This window comes from Klebsiella sp. CN_Kp091 (assembly GCF_040065095.1).
GTDB lineage: Bacteria > Pseudomonadota > Gammaproteobacteria > Enterobacterales > Enterobacteriaceae > Klebsiella > Klebsiella aerogenes.
In genome coordinates this window covers 125,297-141,130 of the sequence record NZ_JBEAIO010000001.1, presented here as the reverse complement: position 1 = coordinate 141,130, position 15,834 = coordinate 125,297, and the positions used below count along the sequence as shown (strand labels likewise).

At 55.0% G+C, this 15,834-nt stretch carries 10 protein-coding genes; 3 read left to right on the top strand and 7 right to left on the bottom strand.

Translation table 11 applies throughout. The annotated features are described in order from the left end of the window. Positions 1–102: 102 nt before the first annotated feature. Positions 103–1,311, top strand: coding sequence for a SulP family inorganic anion transporter (locus ABLV17_RS00660; protein WP_271031716.1), 1,209 nt, complete (start codon positions 103–105; stop codon positions 1,309–1,311). Here the strand turns inward: ABLV17_RS00660 and mgtE are convergent. The 6 genes from mgtE to ABLV17_RS00630 all read right to left on the bottom strand — a co-directional run bounded on the left by mgtE (position 1,274) and on the right by ABLV17_RS00630 (position 8,676). Beyond that, complete coding sequence (mgtE, locus tag ABLV17_RS00655) at positions 1,274–2,710, bottom strand: magnesium transporter (RefSeq protein ID WP_015706137.1); 1,437 nt, start codon at positions 2,708–2,710, stop codon at positions 1,274–1,276. The genes ABLV17_RS00660 and mgtE overlap by 38 nt on opposite strands. A 165-nt stretch (positions 2,711–2,875) precedes the next feature. Further along, positions 2,876–4,519 (bottom strand): multidrug ABC transporter permease/ATP-binding protein, encoded by a 1,644-nt coding sequence (locus ABLV17_RS00650; protein WP_087860134.1) that lies wholly within the window; start codon positions 4,517–4,519, stop codon positions 2,876–2,878. A 68-nt stretch (positions 4,520–4,587) separates the two neighbouring features. Then, positions 4,588–5,247 (bottom strand): DNA oxidative demethylase AlkB, encoded by a 660-nt coding sequence (alkB, locus tag ABLV17_RS00645; RefSeq protein ID WP_087860133.1) that lies wholly within the window; start codon positions 5,245–5,247, stop codon positions 4,588–4,590. Continuing rightward, the gene (ada, locus tag ABLV17_RS00640) at positions 5,247–6,317 is read right to left on the bottom strand and encodes a bifunctional DNA-binding transcriptional regulator/O6-methylguanine-DNA methyltransferase Ada (RefSeq protein ID WP_087860132.1); all 1,071 of its coding nucleotides are present in this window, start codon (positions 6,315–6,317) and stop codon (positions 5,247–5,249) included. Before ada ends, alkB begins: the two co-directional genes overlap by 1 nt. Before the next feature lie 72 nt (positions 6,318–6,389). After that, positions 6,390–7,442 carry an FAD:protein FMN transferase ApbE gene (apbE, locus tag ABLV17_RS00635; protein ID WP_087860131.1) on the bottom strand — a complete coding sequence of 351 codons (1,053 nt, stop codon included), beginning with the start codon at positions 7,440–7,442 and terminating at the stop codon, positions 6,390–6,392. 103 nt (positions 7,443–7,545) lie between these two features. After that, complete coding sequence (locus ABLV17_RS00630) at positions 7,546–8,676, bottom strand: porin OmpC (RefSeq protein ID WP_087860130.1); 1,131 nt, start codon at positions 8,674–8,676, stop codon at positions 7,546–7,548. A 771-nt stretch (positions 8,677–9,447) separates the two neighbouring features. Between ABLV17_RS00630 and rcsD the strand changes: the two genes are divergently transcribed. Continuing rightward, positions 9,448–12,108, top strand: coding sequence for a phosphotransferase RcsD (gene rcsD / locus ABLV17_RS00625; protein ID WP_087860128.1), 2,661 nt, complete (start codon positions 9,448–9,450; stop codon positions 12,106–12,108). A 16-nt stretch (positions 12,109–12,124) separates the two neighbouring features. Continuing rightward, the gene (gene rcsB, locus ABLV17_RS00620; RefSeq protein WP_015365624.1) at positions 12,125–12,775 is read left to right on the top strand and encodes a response regulator transcription factor RcsB; all 651 of its coding nucleotides are present in this window, start codon (positions 12,125–12,127) and stop codon (positions 12,773–12,775) included. Positions 12,776–12,889: 114 nt separating this feature from the next. On the opposite strand, the gene rcsC is transcribed toward rcsB, so the two are convergent. Continuing rightward, a complete protein-coding gene (gene rcsC / locus ABLV17_RS00615) occupies positions 12,890–15,742 on the bottom strand; it encodes a two-component system sensor histidine kinase RcsC (RefSeq protein ID WP_271031718.1) in 2,853 nt (950 codons plus the stop codon). Between the last annotated feature and the right edge of the window lie 92 nt (positions 15,743–15,834).

Below are 15,834 nucleotides of genomic sequence, written 5' to 3'. Positions count from 1 at the left end.
GGTATGATGGCCCTTTCCGCGCTATCATCTCCCGTTCTGTGATGGAGCGCACGTCAACTGCGGCTTGTCTCAATTCAAATTTTTTATCATCCGCGAACTTTTATGCCCTCAACTTCCCGCACACTCTCTCCGGCGTTGATAACACGTGAGACCCTTGCTGGCGTGCTGACTGCCCTGGCGTTAATTCCTGAAGTCATTTCATTTTCGGTCATTGCCGGCGTTGACCCGCAGGTCAGCCTGATTGCTTCGGTGGTGCTCTGTCTGGCGATGTCGGTTCTTGGCGGGCGCCCCGCGATGGTGACGGCGGCGGCAGGTTCTGTCGCCCTGGTGATTGGCCCGATGGTACATCAGCATGGCGTAGGGTATATTCTGCCTGCTGTCATTCTGGCTGGTATTATTCAAATTTTGTTTGGGGTCTGCGGTATGGCGCGGTTGATGCGCTTTATCCCGCCAGCGGTGATGACCGGTTTTGTTAATGCGCTCGGCATTCTTATTTTTTTCGCCCAGGTACCTCATTTCTGGAGCAGGCAGCCGCTCATCGTCGGCCTGTTCGTTCTGACGCTACTCATCGTGCTGTGGGCGCCGCGTTTTATCAAAGCCGTGCCGGCGCCGCTTATCGCTATCGTCCTCCTTACCGCTTATACCGTCACCAGCGGACAGTTCCTGCCAACCGTGGGTGATGAAGGCGCTATGGGCGGCGGTCTGCCGGGCTTCAACGCGCTGGCGGTGCCGCTGGATTTAAGCACCTTAAAAATTATCTGGCCCTGCGCCCTGAGTATCGCCTTTGTCGGCCTGATGGAATCGCTGCTGACGGCAAAGCTGGTGGACGATCTCACCCATACGCCGTCAAATAAGTCGCGTGAGAGCGCAGGACTGGGGATCGCCAATATCCTCGCGGGCTGCTATGGCGGCATCGCCGGATGCGCGATGATCGGCCAGACTATCGTTAACGTGGAAATGGGCAAGGCGCGTAGCCGCCTATCGACAATAGTGGCCGGTCTGGTACTGCTGCTTCTGGTGACGGTGCTAAGCCAGGTGATGGCCAAAATTCCAATGGCGGTGCTGGCCGGGGTCATGGTGATCGTGGCGGTGAAAACCTTCAGCTGGCAGAGCATTCGCCCAACCGCGCTGGCGGGCAATCCGTGGCCGGAAACGGTGGTCATGGCGGTAACCGTCATCGTGACGGTCACTACCAGTAATCTGGCGATCGGCGTACTGGCGGGGCTTATCGCGATGGCGCTCATCCCTCGCCGCCTGCGCGTAAAAGCGCAGCTTACATCAGAAACAGCGTCGCCAGACCAAGGAAAATAAAGAAGCCGCCGGTATCGGTAATCGCGGTGATCATCACGCTGGAGCCGACCGCCGGATCGCGCCCCAGCTTGACCATCACCATCGGGATGATAACCCCCATCATCGCCGCCATCAGCAGGTTGAGCATCATCGCCAACGTCATCACCCCGCCAAGCTGCGGGTCATCATACAGCCACCAGGTGATAGCGCCCATTATCCCGCCCCATACCAGGCCATTAATCAGCGCGACGCCCATCTCGCGCAGGATGAGGAAGGTAAAACTTCCCGGCTGGATCTGCTGCAGCGCCATCGCGCGGACGATCATGGTGATCGTCTGATTGCCGGTATTCCCGCCTATCCCGGCGACGATCGGCATCAGCGAGGCCAGAGCCACTAGCTGCGAAATCGTATGTTCAAAGCCATCGATCACCCGGGAAGCGATAAACGCCGTACAGAGGTTCACCGCCAGCCACGCCCAGCGGGTTTTCACCGCTTTGCTCACCGGCGCAAAAACATCATCATCTTCGCTCAGACCGCCCATCCGGCGCAGGTCATTATCGGTCTCTTCGTACACCACATCGACGATTTCATCGATGGTCAAACGCCCCATCAGCTTGCCGTCGGCATCAATCACCGCAGCACTCAGTAAGTCATCACGTTCGAAGGTACGCGCCACTTTTTCCGCCTCTTCCTGCGGCTGGAAAGTCACCGGATCGCCTTCCATCACTTCGCCAACGCGTTTTTGCGCATCATTGAGCAGAATAGTCTGCAGCTCCAGCTCGCCGAGCAGCAGTTTATTACGGGTGGTGACGAACAGTTTGTCGGTGTTTTCCGGCATTTTGCCCAGACGGCGCAGATAGCGCTGTACCGCCGCCAGAGTGGCTTCCGGGCGAACGGTAATCACCTCAAACTCCATGATCGCGCCGACGGTGTTATCGGCGTAGCGCATCATCTGACGAATGCGCGCGCGTTTATCCGGCGGCAGCGTCGCCAGCAGGCGGCCGGTTAAGTCGCGCGGCAGGTGCTGCAACAGGTAAACCTGTTCATCAATATCCAGCGATTGCAGGGCAAATATCAGGTCGTGGTCGCTCATCTTATCGATGAGATCGCCCCATACGCTCTCTGACGCCTCCAGCAGCACTTCGCCGCGCTTATCATCGGCAACCAACCCCCACAGCGCGGTACGCGCGTCATAGGGCAGCGCTTCCAGGGCATCGGCGAGGTCCGGCGGCGGCAGATGCGACACCAGCACTTCCACTTCCGCCAGGTCATCGGCCAGCGTCCCTTCATCATAGCGCTCCGCGAGGGTGAGTTTCCCCAGCAGCGCGGAGGTGACGGCTTTATCAGTGCTCAATAGCCAAATCAGGCGGGCGCGTTCTTCATCGCGTAATCGGGCGCTTTTTTTATGCAAAACGGACATCGCTCAGGCAATCCTTGTGAGAATAGAAGTCGACCTGCATGGCCGCAGCCATAAGCATAGCGCGAGGAGGGAGAAATAATAACCGCCAGCAATTTATCTGCCGCAAAAACCAGCAATATGGCCCGATCGGGCGAGAAAGCCCGGATCGGGTAATCAGCAAAAGCGTTAGGCGGTACGCGCGACCGCGTCGCGGGTCGCCAGTTCGCGCTCAACGCCGGTGAGCTCGCTAAGCTTGCCGCTGCGCATCTCCAGCAGGCGATCGGCATGCTGGAAATAGTGGTCATCGTGGCTGATGGCAAACACGGTTTTTCCCATTTGCTGCATCAGCGGCAGTAACACCTGATAAAACTCGCGGCGGAAATGCGGATCCTGATCCGCTGCCCATTCATCGAGCAAAATGATATCGCGCTCTTCGGCCAGCGCCAGCAGCAGCGCCACGCGCTTTTTCTGCCCTTTAGACAGCTTCAGATCGAGGATTTTCCCCTCTTCCAGCTGCAGCTTGTGGTCCATCTTCAGATACGCCAGCCACTTCGCGACCAGCGCCGGATCGGCGCGTTCGCCTTTTGGCCCCAAAAGACGATCAAATAGCCAGACATCGGTAAATACCGCCGAGAATAGCTTGCGGTAATCTTCTGGTTTTTCCGCCGCCAGCGGTTGACCATCGAGCAGGATCTGCCCGGAGAACGGTTGATACAGCCCGGTCAGCAACATCGCCAGCGTCGACTTGCCGCTACCATTGCCGCCAATCAGAAACACCAGTTCGCCGCGTTTGAGAGTCAGATTAATCGGCCCGACGGCAAAACTGTTATCAGGATAATGGAACGACACATCGCGCAGCTCCAGGGTCTGCCAGTGCGGATGCGCCTGCGGCTCGGGGAAACCGGCGCGATAAGGCGCCAGCGCGAACTGATGCAGTTTATTGAATGCCACCTGGGCGCTGAGCAAGGTTGGCAGCGCCCCCACCGCCGACAGCAGCGGCGTACGCAGAAATAGCAGCGTCAGAGAATAGGTCGCCGCCACCGCGGTATTGGCCCACCCGAGGCCATTAGCCATCCAGAACACCAGACCGATGGCGCCAAGCATCATGATATTCGACCAGTTCACCGCGCTCAGGTGGAAGGTATCGGCACGAATGATGTGGTGGCGATAGTCGCGGGCATCCGGCAGATACAGCTGATTAAAAACATATTCGGCGCGTTCGCGGTTCAGCGTCAGCTCTTTGCGCCCTTCCAGCACCGTCTGGTAATCATGATACAGCTTATCTTCGGTCTCGCGCAGGGTCGCCATATGCTTATAGACGCGCGCCACCAGCACAAAGCCGCCCCAGATAGTGACCGCCATCCAGACCGCGGTCACCAGCATCATTTTTCCTGACAGAAACGCCAGGTAGGCGGCGGACCCGAAGGTCAAGATAATCCCCTGCACCAGCTCAGGCAGGCGCACAAAGGCGATGGTGATGTTACGCACGTCACTGGTTAAGCCCGCCAGCAGAGAAGCGCTGCCGATTTTTTCGATCTTTTCGATTTGGGTGTCGAGAATACGTTTAATAAATTCGCCGCGCAGGCGATAGACGAAGTGGTGGCCAAGCGTGGTTAACGCCAGCTGCGAGCCGAGCGTGACCGCCATCAACAGCAGCAGCAGACCGAGAAACTCCGGCAGCACGGTGAGCGAGGTATCAACAAGGGAAATCAGACGTAGGTTAATAAAGGCGATAAGCCCGATACCCAGCGCCGCGCTGAGCAAACTCAGCGCCATGACGGCAATGAACGGCCAGCGGTACTGGCGCCAAACAAGAACAAGTAATTCCATAAGCTACGATCCGGACAAGCAAACAGCCAGCAGTTTAAACGGCTTACCGACGACAGCAAGAATAATTCTTATTTTTGTTTTTGCCGGTGACCCGCGAGACGAAACGTGAGGTTGTAACGACAGGCGCCGGTCAGCGGATGCTCCCCCGGTTTAAGCGGCTGGATGCCGTGATAGAAGAGCCGTGATTCGCCGCCCCACACCACCACATCGCCATGCTCCAGCAGCAGCCGGCGCAGCGGATCGTTACGTTTAAGCCCGCCAAATTGAAACACCGCCGGCAGACCCAGCGACACTGAAACGATAGGCGCGCGCAAATCATGCTCATCTTTATCCTGATGCAGCGACAGCTTCGCGCCCGGTTGGTAGCGGTTAATCAGACAGGCATCCGGGGAAAAATGCGCATAACCCGCCTCCTGCGCCGCCTCCGCCGCCAGTTGCTGAAAAACCAATGGCATCGGCGGCCAATGCTCGCCGGTCAACGGATCGCCCGGCGCATAGAGATAGCCGTGCATATCGGTCGTCCAGCCGAGTTGGCCACAGTTGGTCATAGCCACCGACATGGTATAACCACCGGGGGTCACCATCTGGCGGAACGGAGAAGCGCTGGCCACTCCGGCGATGGCCTGCAGCAGCGCCGGCGCGCGCTGCACGGCGAAACGGCGTAATATCATCGCCCCGGGGGCCAGCGGCTCCTGCCAGGGCGGTGTATCGGCAAACAGATCGAGCATTATTTCTCCCGTATTTTTGCTTCGCGCGCCAGCAGCAGCGCTTTGCGTTCGCTTCCCCAACGATAGCCGGAAAGCGCCCCGCCCTCACGCACCACCCGATGGCAAGGAATAACTATCGCCAGCTTATTGGCAGCGCAGGCCCCGGCAACCGCTCTGACCGCGCGCGGTTGACCAATGCTGTGAGCCACCTCGCGGTAGCTGCGGGTTTCGCCTGCCGGGATCTGGCGCAAGGCTTGCCACACCCGTTGCTGGAAAGCGGTACCGCGAATATCCAGCGGCAAATTCACCGCCTGCTGCGGATTATCCAGATGGGCAACCACCTGCGCCACGCGTTCGGTAAACGTATCATCACCCGGCTGTAATTGGGCGCCGGGAAACAAGCTCGCCAGCTGCGCATATAACGCCTTATCGTCATCGCCCAGCAACACGGCGCATACGCCACGTTCGCTGAACGCCACCAGGCACCGGCCAGAGGCGCTATCGCTGCAAACCCAGCTAATCGCCACATCTTCGCCGCCGCGTTTAAACTGGCGGGCGGTCATGCCCAGCGTCTCGTTTGCCTGGCGATAATAGCTGGCCGAATCAGGGAAGCCGGCGGCTAATGCCGCGCGGGTGACATTCTCGCCGTGGCTTAATGCTTCGCGTAGGCGCCGCGCGCGCCAGGCCTGCTGCCAGGCCTTGGGCGTGAGCCCGGTGACGGATTTAAAAATACGATGGAAGTGAAACGGGCTGACCGCCAGCTGCTGCGCCAGCGCCTCAAGGGTGATTGGCGCCTCTTGTTCCAGCAGACGACAGGCGGCGGCCACCTTCTCGACCCGCTGTTGGTCGGGGTCGAGATTATCCGGCCGACACCGTTTACAGGGGCGATATCCGGCGGCCTTTGCGGCTTCGACATCAGCATAAAAGCGGACATTCTCCCGTAGCGCGCGCCGTGAACGGCACGAGGGACGGCAGCAGACGCCGGTGGTCAACACGGCGAAGACAAACTGCCCGTCGGCGCTGGCGTCACGTTCGCAGACCGCCTGCCAGCGGCGGTCATCGTTAGTCATATCGGCAATCATCGGTTTCATAGCGGGCTCCTGCTGTAAGTGTATCCCTACTTTGCGCCTTGCTCCGCTCTAAAAAACTGCGCTTCTTGCTTTTTAATTCTGCTCGCCGACCAGGAAGGTGCGGAACTGCGGCGACATCCAGGTCTTAAAGCCGTCGCCCTCTTTGACAATCATATAGACCGCCAGCCCCTGCTCGTGTGCCACCTGTTGCGCTTTTTCCGGCCCTAATACCATCAGCCCGGTATCCCAGCCGTCGGCTTCCAGCGCGGTCGGCGCAATCACCGTCACCGAAACCAGCTTATGGTTGATGGGGTGCCCGGTTTGCGGATCGATAACGTGAGAAATACGTTTGCCGTCCAGCTCGTAGTAGTTGCGATAGCTGCCGGAGGTGCTGATGCCGTGGCCGTTGATATCGACTATCGCCTGGACGGCGTTTTCACGGTCGGTCGGTTTTTGAATCGCCACTCGCCAGGGTTTATCGTCGCCGTTCATCCCACGGCTGACCAATGCGCCGCCAACCGACACCAGATAACGGGCAATTCCTTCCTGCTCCATCAGGCGAGCCAGATGATCGGCCGCGTAGCCCTCGCCGACGGTGGAAAGATCGACAAACAAATCCGCAATATCTTTTTGCAGATACTGTTGGTCGGCGCGGTTAATCACCGTCAGATGCTGCAGCCCGGTACGCGCTTTTGCCGCCGCGATTTGCTGCTCCGTCGGCGTTTTTACCGGCTGCTTATCCGGGCCAAATCCCCATAGGTTGACCAGCGGCCCGACGGTAACATCCATCGCTCCGGCGGTTTTTGCGCCAATACGCAGCGACAGAGTGACGATATCCGCCATCGCTTCGTTCACCGGCCACGGTTCGGTAGTGGCGGCATGATTGAAGCGCATCAGCGCGGAGTCGTTTTTCCAGGTCGAAAGCAGCAGATCGTCGCCATCGAGCTGCGTCTGAACTTTATGGCGTAAATCTTCGGCTTTCGCCGGATCCAGCCCAACGACGCTAACGCGCCAATAGGTCCCCATCGTTTTGCCATCGAGCACGGTGGCGGCGGATTTTGGCGTGGCCGGGGAGGTCGCGGAATCACAGCCGGTAAGCAGAACGCAAAGGCCGAAAAAGGCGGCGCGGAAAAAGATGGTATCCATGAAAACGGGCTCCTGTTACAAAGGCAGCCAGAGTATACCAGCGAGGTTAAACCGGGCATAAAAAAAGGCGCCCGCAGGCGCCTTTTTCAACACTTCAGCTTGCTTAGAACTGGTAAACCAGGCCCAGAGCCACAACGTTGTCAGTAGAGATGCTTGCATCTTTAGTGAACTGGTTGTCGTCCAGCAGGTTGATTTTGTAATCAACGTAGGTGGACATGTTTTTGTTGAAGTAGTAGGTCGCACCCAGGTCAACATATTTCAGGATGTCCTGGTCGCCGTAACGGCCCATGTCTTTACCTTTAGACTGCAGGTAAGCCACGGACGGACGCAGACCGAAGTCGAACTGGTACTGAGCAACCACTTCGAAGTTCTGCGCTTTGTTAGCAAAACCGATGTTACCGGTGCGGGTTGCGTTGTAGGTCTGGGTGTACTGAGTCGCCAGGTAGATGTTGTTAGCGTCGTATTTCAGACCACCGGTGTAAGTTTCAGCGTGATCGCCTTCACCCAGTACGCGACGGGAAAAACCGTTGGAGTCAAGATAACGAGTGCTAGCACTGTTCTGCTCATCGGTACGTTTAGAGCTGGAGTACGCGAAACCAGCGCTGATGCCGTCCCAGATGTCATAAGTCACGGAGGTGCCGAAGCCTTCGCCGTTCTGTTTCTGGAAGCCGCGACCATTGTTGGTCTGATCTTCGCCGCTTACGCTGCCATTTTTACCCTGGTACTGCAGAGCAAAGTTCAGGCCGTCAACCAGACCGAAGAAGTCAGAGTTACGGTAGGTAGCAACGCCGTTAGCACGGGACTGCAGGAAGTTGTCGGAACCGTAGGTGTCGCCGCCGAATTCCGGCAGAACGTCGGTCCAGGAAGTTACGTCGTAAACAACGCCGTAGTTACGACCGTAGTCGAAAGAACCCGCGTCGCCGAATTTCAGACCAGCGAATGCCAGACGAGTCCACGCCTGATCGCTGGAGCTTTCGGTGTTGTTCGCCTGAACGTTGTATTCCCACTGGCCGTAACCGGTCAGCTGGTCGTTGATCTGGGTTTCGCCTTTCACGCCGATACGCATGTAGGTCTGGTCGCCGTCTACGCTCTTGTCGTCAGAGAAGTAGTGCAGACCATCAATTTTACCGTACAGGTCTAATTTGTTGCCGTCTTTGTTATAAATTTCAGCCGCATTTGCTGCGCCCGCTACCAGCAGTGCTGGTACCAGGAGGGACAGTACTTTAACTTTCATGTTATTAACCCTCTGTTTGTTATATGCCTTTTATTATTGCCACTGCTTACTGATTACCCTTCTAATCAGTCGGCTGTATTCATTGTGCTGCAAAATGCAGAATAATCCAACAAGAATATGATACGAAAACTTCTAAGGTGTTTCAAAATGCGCACAAGATGTTTCAATTTGTAAATCCAAAGGAACTTTTCAGACACGATAATGGTCGTCAAAATAAGCATCAAAAATCAAAAAAATAATATTTATCTTTAAAATCAAATCATTGAAAGCGGGTAAATGTATAGCACTGAATGGTAAAACAAAATCTTCTCCGAGGACTAAAATAATCCTCGCTATCATCATTAACTTTATTTATTACCGTCATTCAGTTCTGAATGTCTGTTTACCCCTATTTCAACCGGATGCCTCGCATCCGGTTTTTTTTACCCTTCTTTACGTATCTTTAATTAGGCTGTGCTAACGCAGAAAAAAATAACGACTATTAATCAATCAATTCCGAATGAAAGTCAGCCTATTTCGCCAATTTCTTGTTTTTTCGTGCTATTTATCTGCAACAAATGCCGGTTAATTGTACAAGATCAATTCCACTGTACATATTCGTCGTCGCTATGGTTTTGAGACAAATCTCAGCATTAAAAGATCCCTCAGCGTCAATCTGTTGTATGGATTTCCCGTTTTAGCCTTTATACTTCCAGCCAGTATTCGTTGTGCTGCCCGTCACTATGGCGCAACATCTTGTTTACAAACACTACTGAGCAGCTCTGCTACGCGATGACCCAAAAAAAATTCTCCCTGATCCCAGGCAACATCACCCGGTTCTTCATTTTGATGGTTATCGTCTTGCTCGCGACGATGGGCGTGATGATCCAAAGCTCGGTCAATACGTGGCTAAAAGACAGAAGTTACCAGGTGGTTGATATCAGCCACGCATTGCATAAACGCATCGATACCTGGCGTTACGCCACCTGGCAGATTTACGACAATATCGCCGCCACCAGCTCCAGTACCTCAAGCGATGGGCTACAGGAAACCCGACTGAAGCAGGACGTCTACTATCTGGAAAAGCCTCGACGCAAAACCGAAGCGCTGATTTTCGGATCTCATGACAGCTCGACGCTTGAGATGACGCAGAAGATTTCTAACTATCTCGATATTCTATGGGGCGCAGAAACCATCCCCTGGTCGATGTACTACCTCAACGGGCTGGATAACAGCCTGATTCTGGTCTCTACCCTGCCGCTGAAAGATCTGTCTTCGAGTTTTAAAGAATCGACGATAAGCAGCGTCGTGGAATCCCGCCGCGCCGAAATGCTGCTGCAGGCAAATACGCTGGATGAGCGTGAAACCTTTTCTTCGCTGCGCCATTTGACCTGGCAAAATGGCCACTACTTCACTCTGCGTACCACCTTTAACCAACCGGGCCACCTGGCAACGGTGGTGGCTTTCGATTTACCGATTAACGACCTCATCCCGCCGAGCATGTCGCTGGACAGCTTCCGTCTGGAGGCAGATCCGGCGCAGAATGCCGCCAACAGCCCTGATAAAGAAGCCGTTGATAACGTTAGCGTCAGCTTCAATGGCCTACGAATTGAGATAACCACCGCCATTAATACTACCGGCATGCGGCTGGTGTGGGTCGTGCCGTTCAGCACTTTGCTGATGGAATCGCTGCAGAATATTTTACTGCCGCTGCTGCTCACCATTGGTCTGCTGGCATTAACCCTGTTTGGCTTTACTACTTTCCGCAACTATAGCGGTCGCCGTAGCCCCGGCAGCGTTAGCGCGGCACCCACCGCCGCCAACAGCGAACTTCGCGCTCAGCGCGCAATTAATGAAGAGATTGTCTCTTTGCTGCCGCTGGGCCTGTTGGTGCACGATCAGGAAGCCAATCGCACTATTATCAGCAACCCAATCGCCGATCATCTGTTGCCTCATCTGAACCTGCAGAACATCACCAACATGGCCGATCAGCATCAAGGGGTCATTCAGGCGACGATCAATAATGAACTTTATGAAATCCGCCAGTACCGAAGCCAGGTTGCTCCTCGTACGCAGATCCTGATTATTCGCGATCAGGATAGAGAAGTACTGGTGAATAAAAAGCTTAAGCAAGCCCAGCGGCTGTATGAAAAAAATCAGCAGGGGCGCATCGCTTTTATGCAAAATATTGGCGCCGCGCTCAAAGACCCCGCGCAGACTCTGGCGCAGGAAGCGGCGGCAATTGGCATTCATGAAAGTCGCAAACTGGCGCAGCATGCCGATGAACTGGTTCATCTTATCGATGAGATTCAGTTGGCGAACTTACTGGAAAGCGACGCCTGGAAAACCACTCCCGGTTTGTTCTCGATCCAGGGCTTAATAGATGAAGTGGTTCCTGAAGTTCTGCCGATGATCAAACGCAAAGGACTTCAGCTGTTAATCAATAACGCGCTGCCTGCTAACGAACAGCGCTATGGCGACCGCGATGCGCTGCGTCGTACGCTGTTACTGCTGATCCAATACGCTATTACCACGACGCAAATAGGAAAAGTTACGCTTGAGGTGAGCAAAGATGAATCGGCCGACGATCGTCTGACCTTCCGTATCCTTGATACCGGCAACGGCGTGAGCGCTAATGAAATCGATAATATGCACTTCCCGTTCCTTAACGAGACGCAAGCCGACCAGTACGGCAAGGCCAATGCCCTTACCTTCTGGTTATGCGACCGTTTAACCCGCAAGCTTGGCGGGCAGCTTAATATTAAGGCGCGGGAATCGCTCGGCACCCGCTACTCGCTACACCTTAAAATGGCGGCAAGCGAGGAAGAGAGCGACTCCGGCGAACACCTGCTGGACGATGTGGTCGTGATGATTGACATTACCGCCAATGAAGTACGCCGCATCGTGACGCGCCAGTTAGAGAGCTGGGGCGCAAGTTGCATCACCCCGGACGAAAGACTCGCAAGTCAAGAGTACGATCTCTTTTTAACTGATAATCCGTCTAATCTTACTGCTTCAGGCTTGCTTTTAAGCGATGATGAGGTTGGGATACGCAAAATTGGCCCAGGTCAGTTGAGCGTCAATTTTAATATCAGCACTGCCATGCAGGAAGCTATCCTGCAGCTGATTGAGCAACAGCTGGCGCAAGAAGAGATTCAGCCCTCCTCAACTGGAAATGAAGGAAATGCTGAACTCCATGCCAGCGGTTATTACGCGCTGTTTGCCGACACTGTTCCGGATGATGTTCAGAGATTGTATACTGAATTCACCATCAGCGATTTCGCTGCGCTGGCGCAGACCGCTCACCGCCTCAAAGGGGCGTTTGCGATGCTTAATCTGATACCCGGCAAGCAGTTATGTGAAGCGCTTGAGCATCTGATTCATGAAAGAGATGCCCAAGGTATAGAAAAATACATCAGCGACATTGACGGTTACGTCAAGAGCTTGCTGTAGCAAGGTAGCCTAATACATGAACAATATGAACGTAATTATTGCCGATGACCATCCGATCGTACTGTTCGGCATTCGCAAGTCACTTGAGCAGATCGAGTGGGTGAATGTTGTTGGCGAATTTGAAGATTCCACAGCTCTGATTAACAATCTTCCTAAGCTTGACGCGCACGTCCTGATTACCGACTTGTCGATGCCTGGCGACAAATATGGCGATGGGATCACTCTGATCAAATACATCAAACGCCATTTCCCTGAGCTGTCGATTATCGTTCTGACCATGAACAACAACCCGGCTATTCTCAGCGCAGTGCTGGATCTCGACATTGAAGGGATCGTGCTGAAACAGGGTGCCCCGACCGACCTGCCGAAAGCGCTGGCCGCGCTGCAGAAAGGCAAAAAGTTTACTCCGGAAAGCGTCTCCCGCCTGCTGGAAAAAATCAGCGCCGGCGGTTATGGCGACAAACGCCTGTCGCCAAAAGAGAGTGAAGTTTTGCGTTTGTTCGCTGAAGGCTTCCTGGTCACCGAGATCGCCAAAAAACTGAACCGCAGCATCAAAACCATCAGTAGCCAGAAGAAATCGGCAATGATGAAGCTGGGCGTCGAAAATGATATCGCGCTGCTGAACTATCTCTCTTCCGTCTCTCTCACCTCAACGGATAAAGAGTAATTCACTTTTCCCGGATGGCGGCAAGCCGCCGTTTCCGGGCCATTCTGAAGCTTTATGTCCCCACCCCGGAAAGCATCGCGCTCCGGGGAGATCTCAACGCCATGGAGTGCGACTTCAGCTTGTTGTTCTGGCCTTACGTACCTGTGCGGCATAGGTGGCCAGCGTGTGCTTAAGGATATCCAGCGTCACCGGTTTTGACAGACAACTATCCATTCCCGACTCCAGGCAGCGCTGCTTTTCTTCCGCCAGTGCGTTAGCCGTCACGCCAATGACCGGCAGAGTCATCTCCAGTTGCCGGATCCGCTGCGTCAGACGGTAACCATCCATATTCGGCATGTTCACATCGCTGAGAACAATATCAATATGTTGTTTACTGAGGACGTTAAGCGCATCGACGCCATCATTGGCCGTCACGCATTGATAACCCAGTGAGCCAAGCTGGTCAGCCAACAGGCGGCGGTTAATCGGGTGATCGTCGACCACCAGAATCATCATGTCGTCATTGCTGACCGTTGGCGCGTCGTGGGCCGACAGCGCCGGACCATTCTCTTCCGCCGCCAGCGCCAGATGCAGCAGGCGTCCCAGCAACGGCAGGAGCTCATGCGGCGTGGTTACGCTATGCAACCACTCCCCAGGCGCGCGCTCGACGGGGATGCCGATATGGCGACGGCAGAAGATCACCGCTGCGCTTCCCGACCAACGCTCGCTGAGTTCATCATCGGTTAATAAAATATCGTCGGCGGCCGGTGTCTGGCCAGCAAATTGCCGTACCGTCAGGCCATGATATTGCAGCAGCGATTCGATAAACAGCGCCAGTGACGTGTTATGAATCGCCAGCCAGCAGGTGCTGTTGCTGTGCCGATCGGCCAGCAGCGGCGGCATCGGCTGCATGCCGTATAGCGGAATACGAATAGTAAAACGGCTTCCCATGCCGGGTTCAGTTTCCACGGCAATGTCGCCATCCATCATGCTGATAAGTTTTTCACAGATAGCCAGCCCCAAGCCGGTGCCCTGGAAATTACGCTGTACCCCGGTACCGACCTGGAAGAACGGGTCGAACAGGCGCACAACTTCTTTCGCCGGGATCCCCTCTCCGGTGTCACGTACGCTAATTTGCAGATAGTCGCCGGCGCGCTGGACGTGTAACACGATACAGCCGGTATCGGTAAATTTAATGGCGTTACTCAGCAGGTTGGAGATGACCTGCTGCAGGCGCATCGGGTCGCCTATCATCGTTTGCGGAACATCCGGCTCGATGAAGCAGTACAGCCCAAGCTGCTTGCGCACCACCAGCGGTAGATAGTTCGCCGAAATATGATTCATAACCTCGCGCGGCGAAAACTCTCGTGGCTCGATTTTGAGCTGCTCAGACTCAATCTTCGAGAAGTCGAGAATATCGCTGATAATCTTCAATAGCAGGCTGGAGGAGTTATTCATCGCCGTCACCAGCCGATCGACCCCTTTCGGCAACGCTTTGGTCTGCAGCAGATCGAGGTTGCCAATAATGCCGTACAGCGGCGTACGCAGCTCGTGGCTGACGGTGGCGAGGAACATCGATTTCGACTGGCTGGCCTGCTCCGCCGCCTGGGCCATCTCCTGCAGCGACTCTTCCATTTTCACACGGGCGGAAACATCCACCAGCACACATATCGCTACGTTTTCATTACGATAGCGCGAGTGCACAAAGCTAATCTGCAGGTTGGTGTTGTTGCTGGTTAACACGTCGACGAAATTGACCTGCTGGCCGCAGATAATCTGCGTGAGCCGCTGGCGGTCTTCGTGAGTCAGCATATTCAGATAGTTATGCGCCAGTTCGTTACTCAGTATGTTAGTGCCGTCCTGAGTACGCAGAATACAGATCCCAACCGGCGCGGAGGCGACGATTTTACGGTTGAACTGCTCATGCTCTTCCAGACGCTGGGCGTCGTTTTCCGCCGGAATAAATATCCGCCGTTCATACATGCGCGCCAGCGCGAACAGGATCGCGCCGGTCAGGATATTCAATACGATAGCGTTGAGGATCAGCATCCTGATACGCTCCAGCACCTGATCGACGGAAACCGAATAGACAATACTCAGCGATGACGGCAGCAGGCTCTTTTTCAGCACCAGTTCGCGGAAACCAGAGCTATAGCCAAACCACATCCGCTCCTGCATCCAGCGGGTTTCCGGTTTAATGCTGTTATCCGGCCCGGCAAGAGAAATGAGCTGCTGGCCGTTATCATCGAGAATCGTCACGCTCATCGGCAGGCTGCCTGGCGTAAAGAAGCTCTCCATGCGGATAGTCTGCTCAACGCCGAGCATCGCCTGCAGGCGGTTGGCCATATAAATAGGCGTCAGCGCATAGAAATAGCCGACGCCCGGACGCACGCCCTGGCTAATCCAGAACAGGTTATTGCCGCGCTCGTTTTGCGGCGCATCGCGATATTGTTCGATACGCTGATGCAGCACCTTCAGCGCCTGATCGCGCTCCAGCGGCATATCGCGCAGGCCGAAGTTAGCCATACAGAGGTTGTCGCTGCCAATTAAAAAGATACGGTTCAGGTCGTAGGCGGCGGAGAAATTATCGCGCCAGTAGCGCATGAACCACGCCAGCGATTGCAGCGAATTGCGCCAGGCGCCGCTCATTGCGCTGCAGTCGGAATCCGGATACAGCGGTTCAAAATTGGGGATAGTGATATTGCCGCTGTTGGCAAGCGCCGCGCTGCCCTCACTCCCGGTCGCCGCGCGGTTGCCTGCGACGTACTTCAACTCTTTAATAACATCCGCAGTCCGCTGGATATAGCGCTGCGCCTGGTCGGCGTTAAGATTCAGCTCCTGACGAATTTCCGATTCCCGTTCATGCAATGCGTTAACGATATAAAACACGGAGACAAAAGCAATCAGCATCCATAGCAGAACCGCCAGCGCTCTGAACAGATAACGAGAAACCTTTAAGGTCGTATGAAACGAGGCAAGATATTTCAATGGGGCAATGCTCGGTCGTCAGGGGCTCAACAGAATGGGGTTAAAGTAGCGGTAAATGGGCTCTGCCGCAATGTTAATGCAAAAAGGGCCGG

Bases quoted from the DNA above. Each gene is read 5' to 3' on its own strand.
- ABLV17_RS00660 (WP_271031716.1), top strand. From the start codon at position 103: ATGCCCTCAACTTCCCGCACACTCTCTCCGGCGTTGATAACACGTGAG.
- mgtE (WP_015706137.1), bottom strand. From the start codon at position 2,710: ATGTCCGTTTTGCATAAAAAAAGCGCCCGATTACGCGATGAAGAACGC.
- ABLV17_RS00650 (WP_087860134.1), bottom strand. From the start codon at position 4,519: ATGGAATTACTTGTTCTTGTTTGGCGCCAGTACCGCTGGCCGTTCATT.
- alkB (WP_087860133.1), bottom strand. From the start codon at position 5,247: ATGCTCGATCTGTTTGCCGATACACCGCCCTGGCAGGAGCCGCTGGCC.
- ada (WP_087860132.1), bottom strand. From the start codon at position 6,317: ATGAAACCGATGATTGCCGATATGACTAACGATGACCGCCGCTGGCAG.
- apbE (WP_087860131.1), bottom strand. From the start codon at position 7,442: ATGGATACCATCTTTTTCCGCGCCGCCTTTTTCGGCCTTTGCGTTCTG.
- ABLV17_RS00630 (WP_087860130.1), bottom strand. From the start codon at position 8,676: ATGAAAGTTAAAGTACTGTCCCTCCTGGTACCAGCACTGCTGGTAGCG.
- rcsD (WP_087860128.1), top strand. From the start codon at position 9,448: ATGACCCAAAAAAAATTCTCCCTGATCCCAGGCAACATCACCCGGTTC.
- rcsB (WP_015365624.1), top strand. From the start codon at position 12,125: ATGAACAATATGAACGTAATTATTGCCGATGACCATCCGATCGTACTG.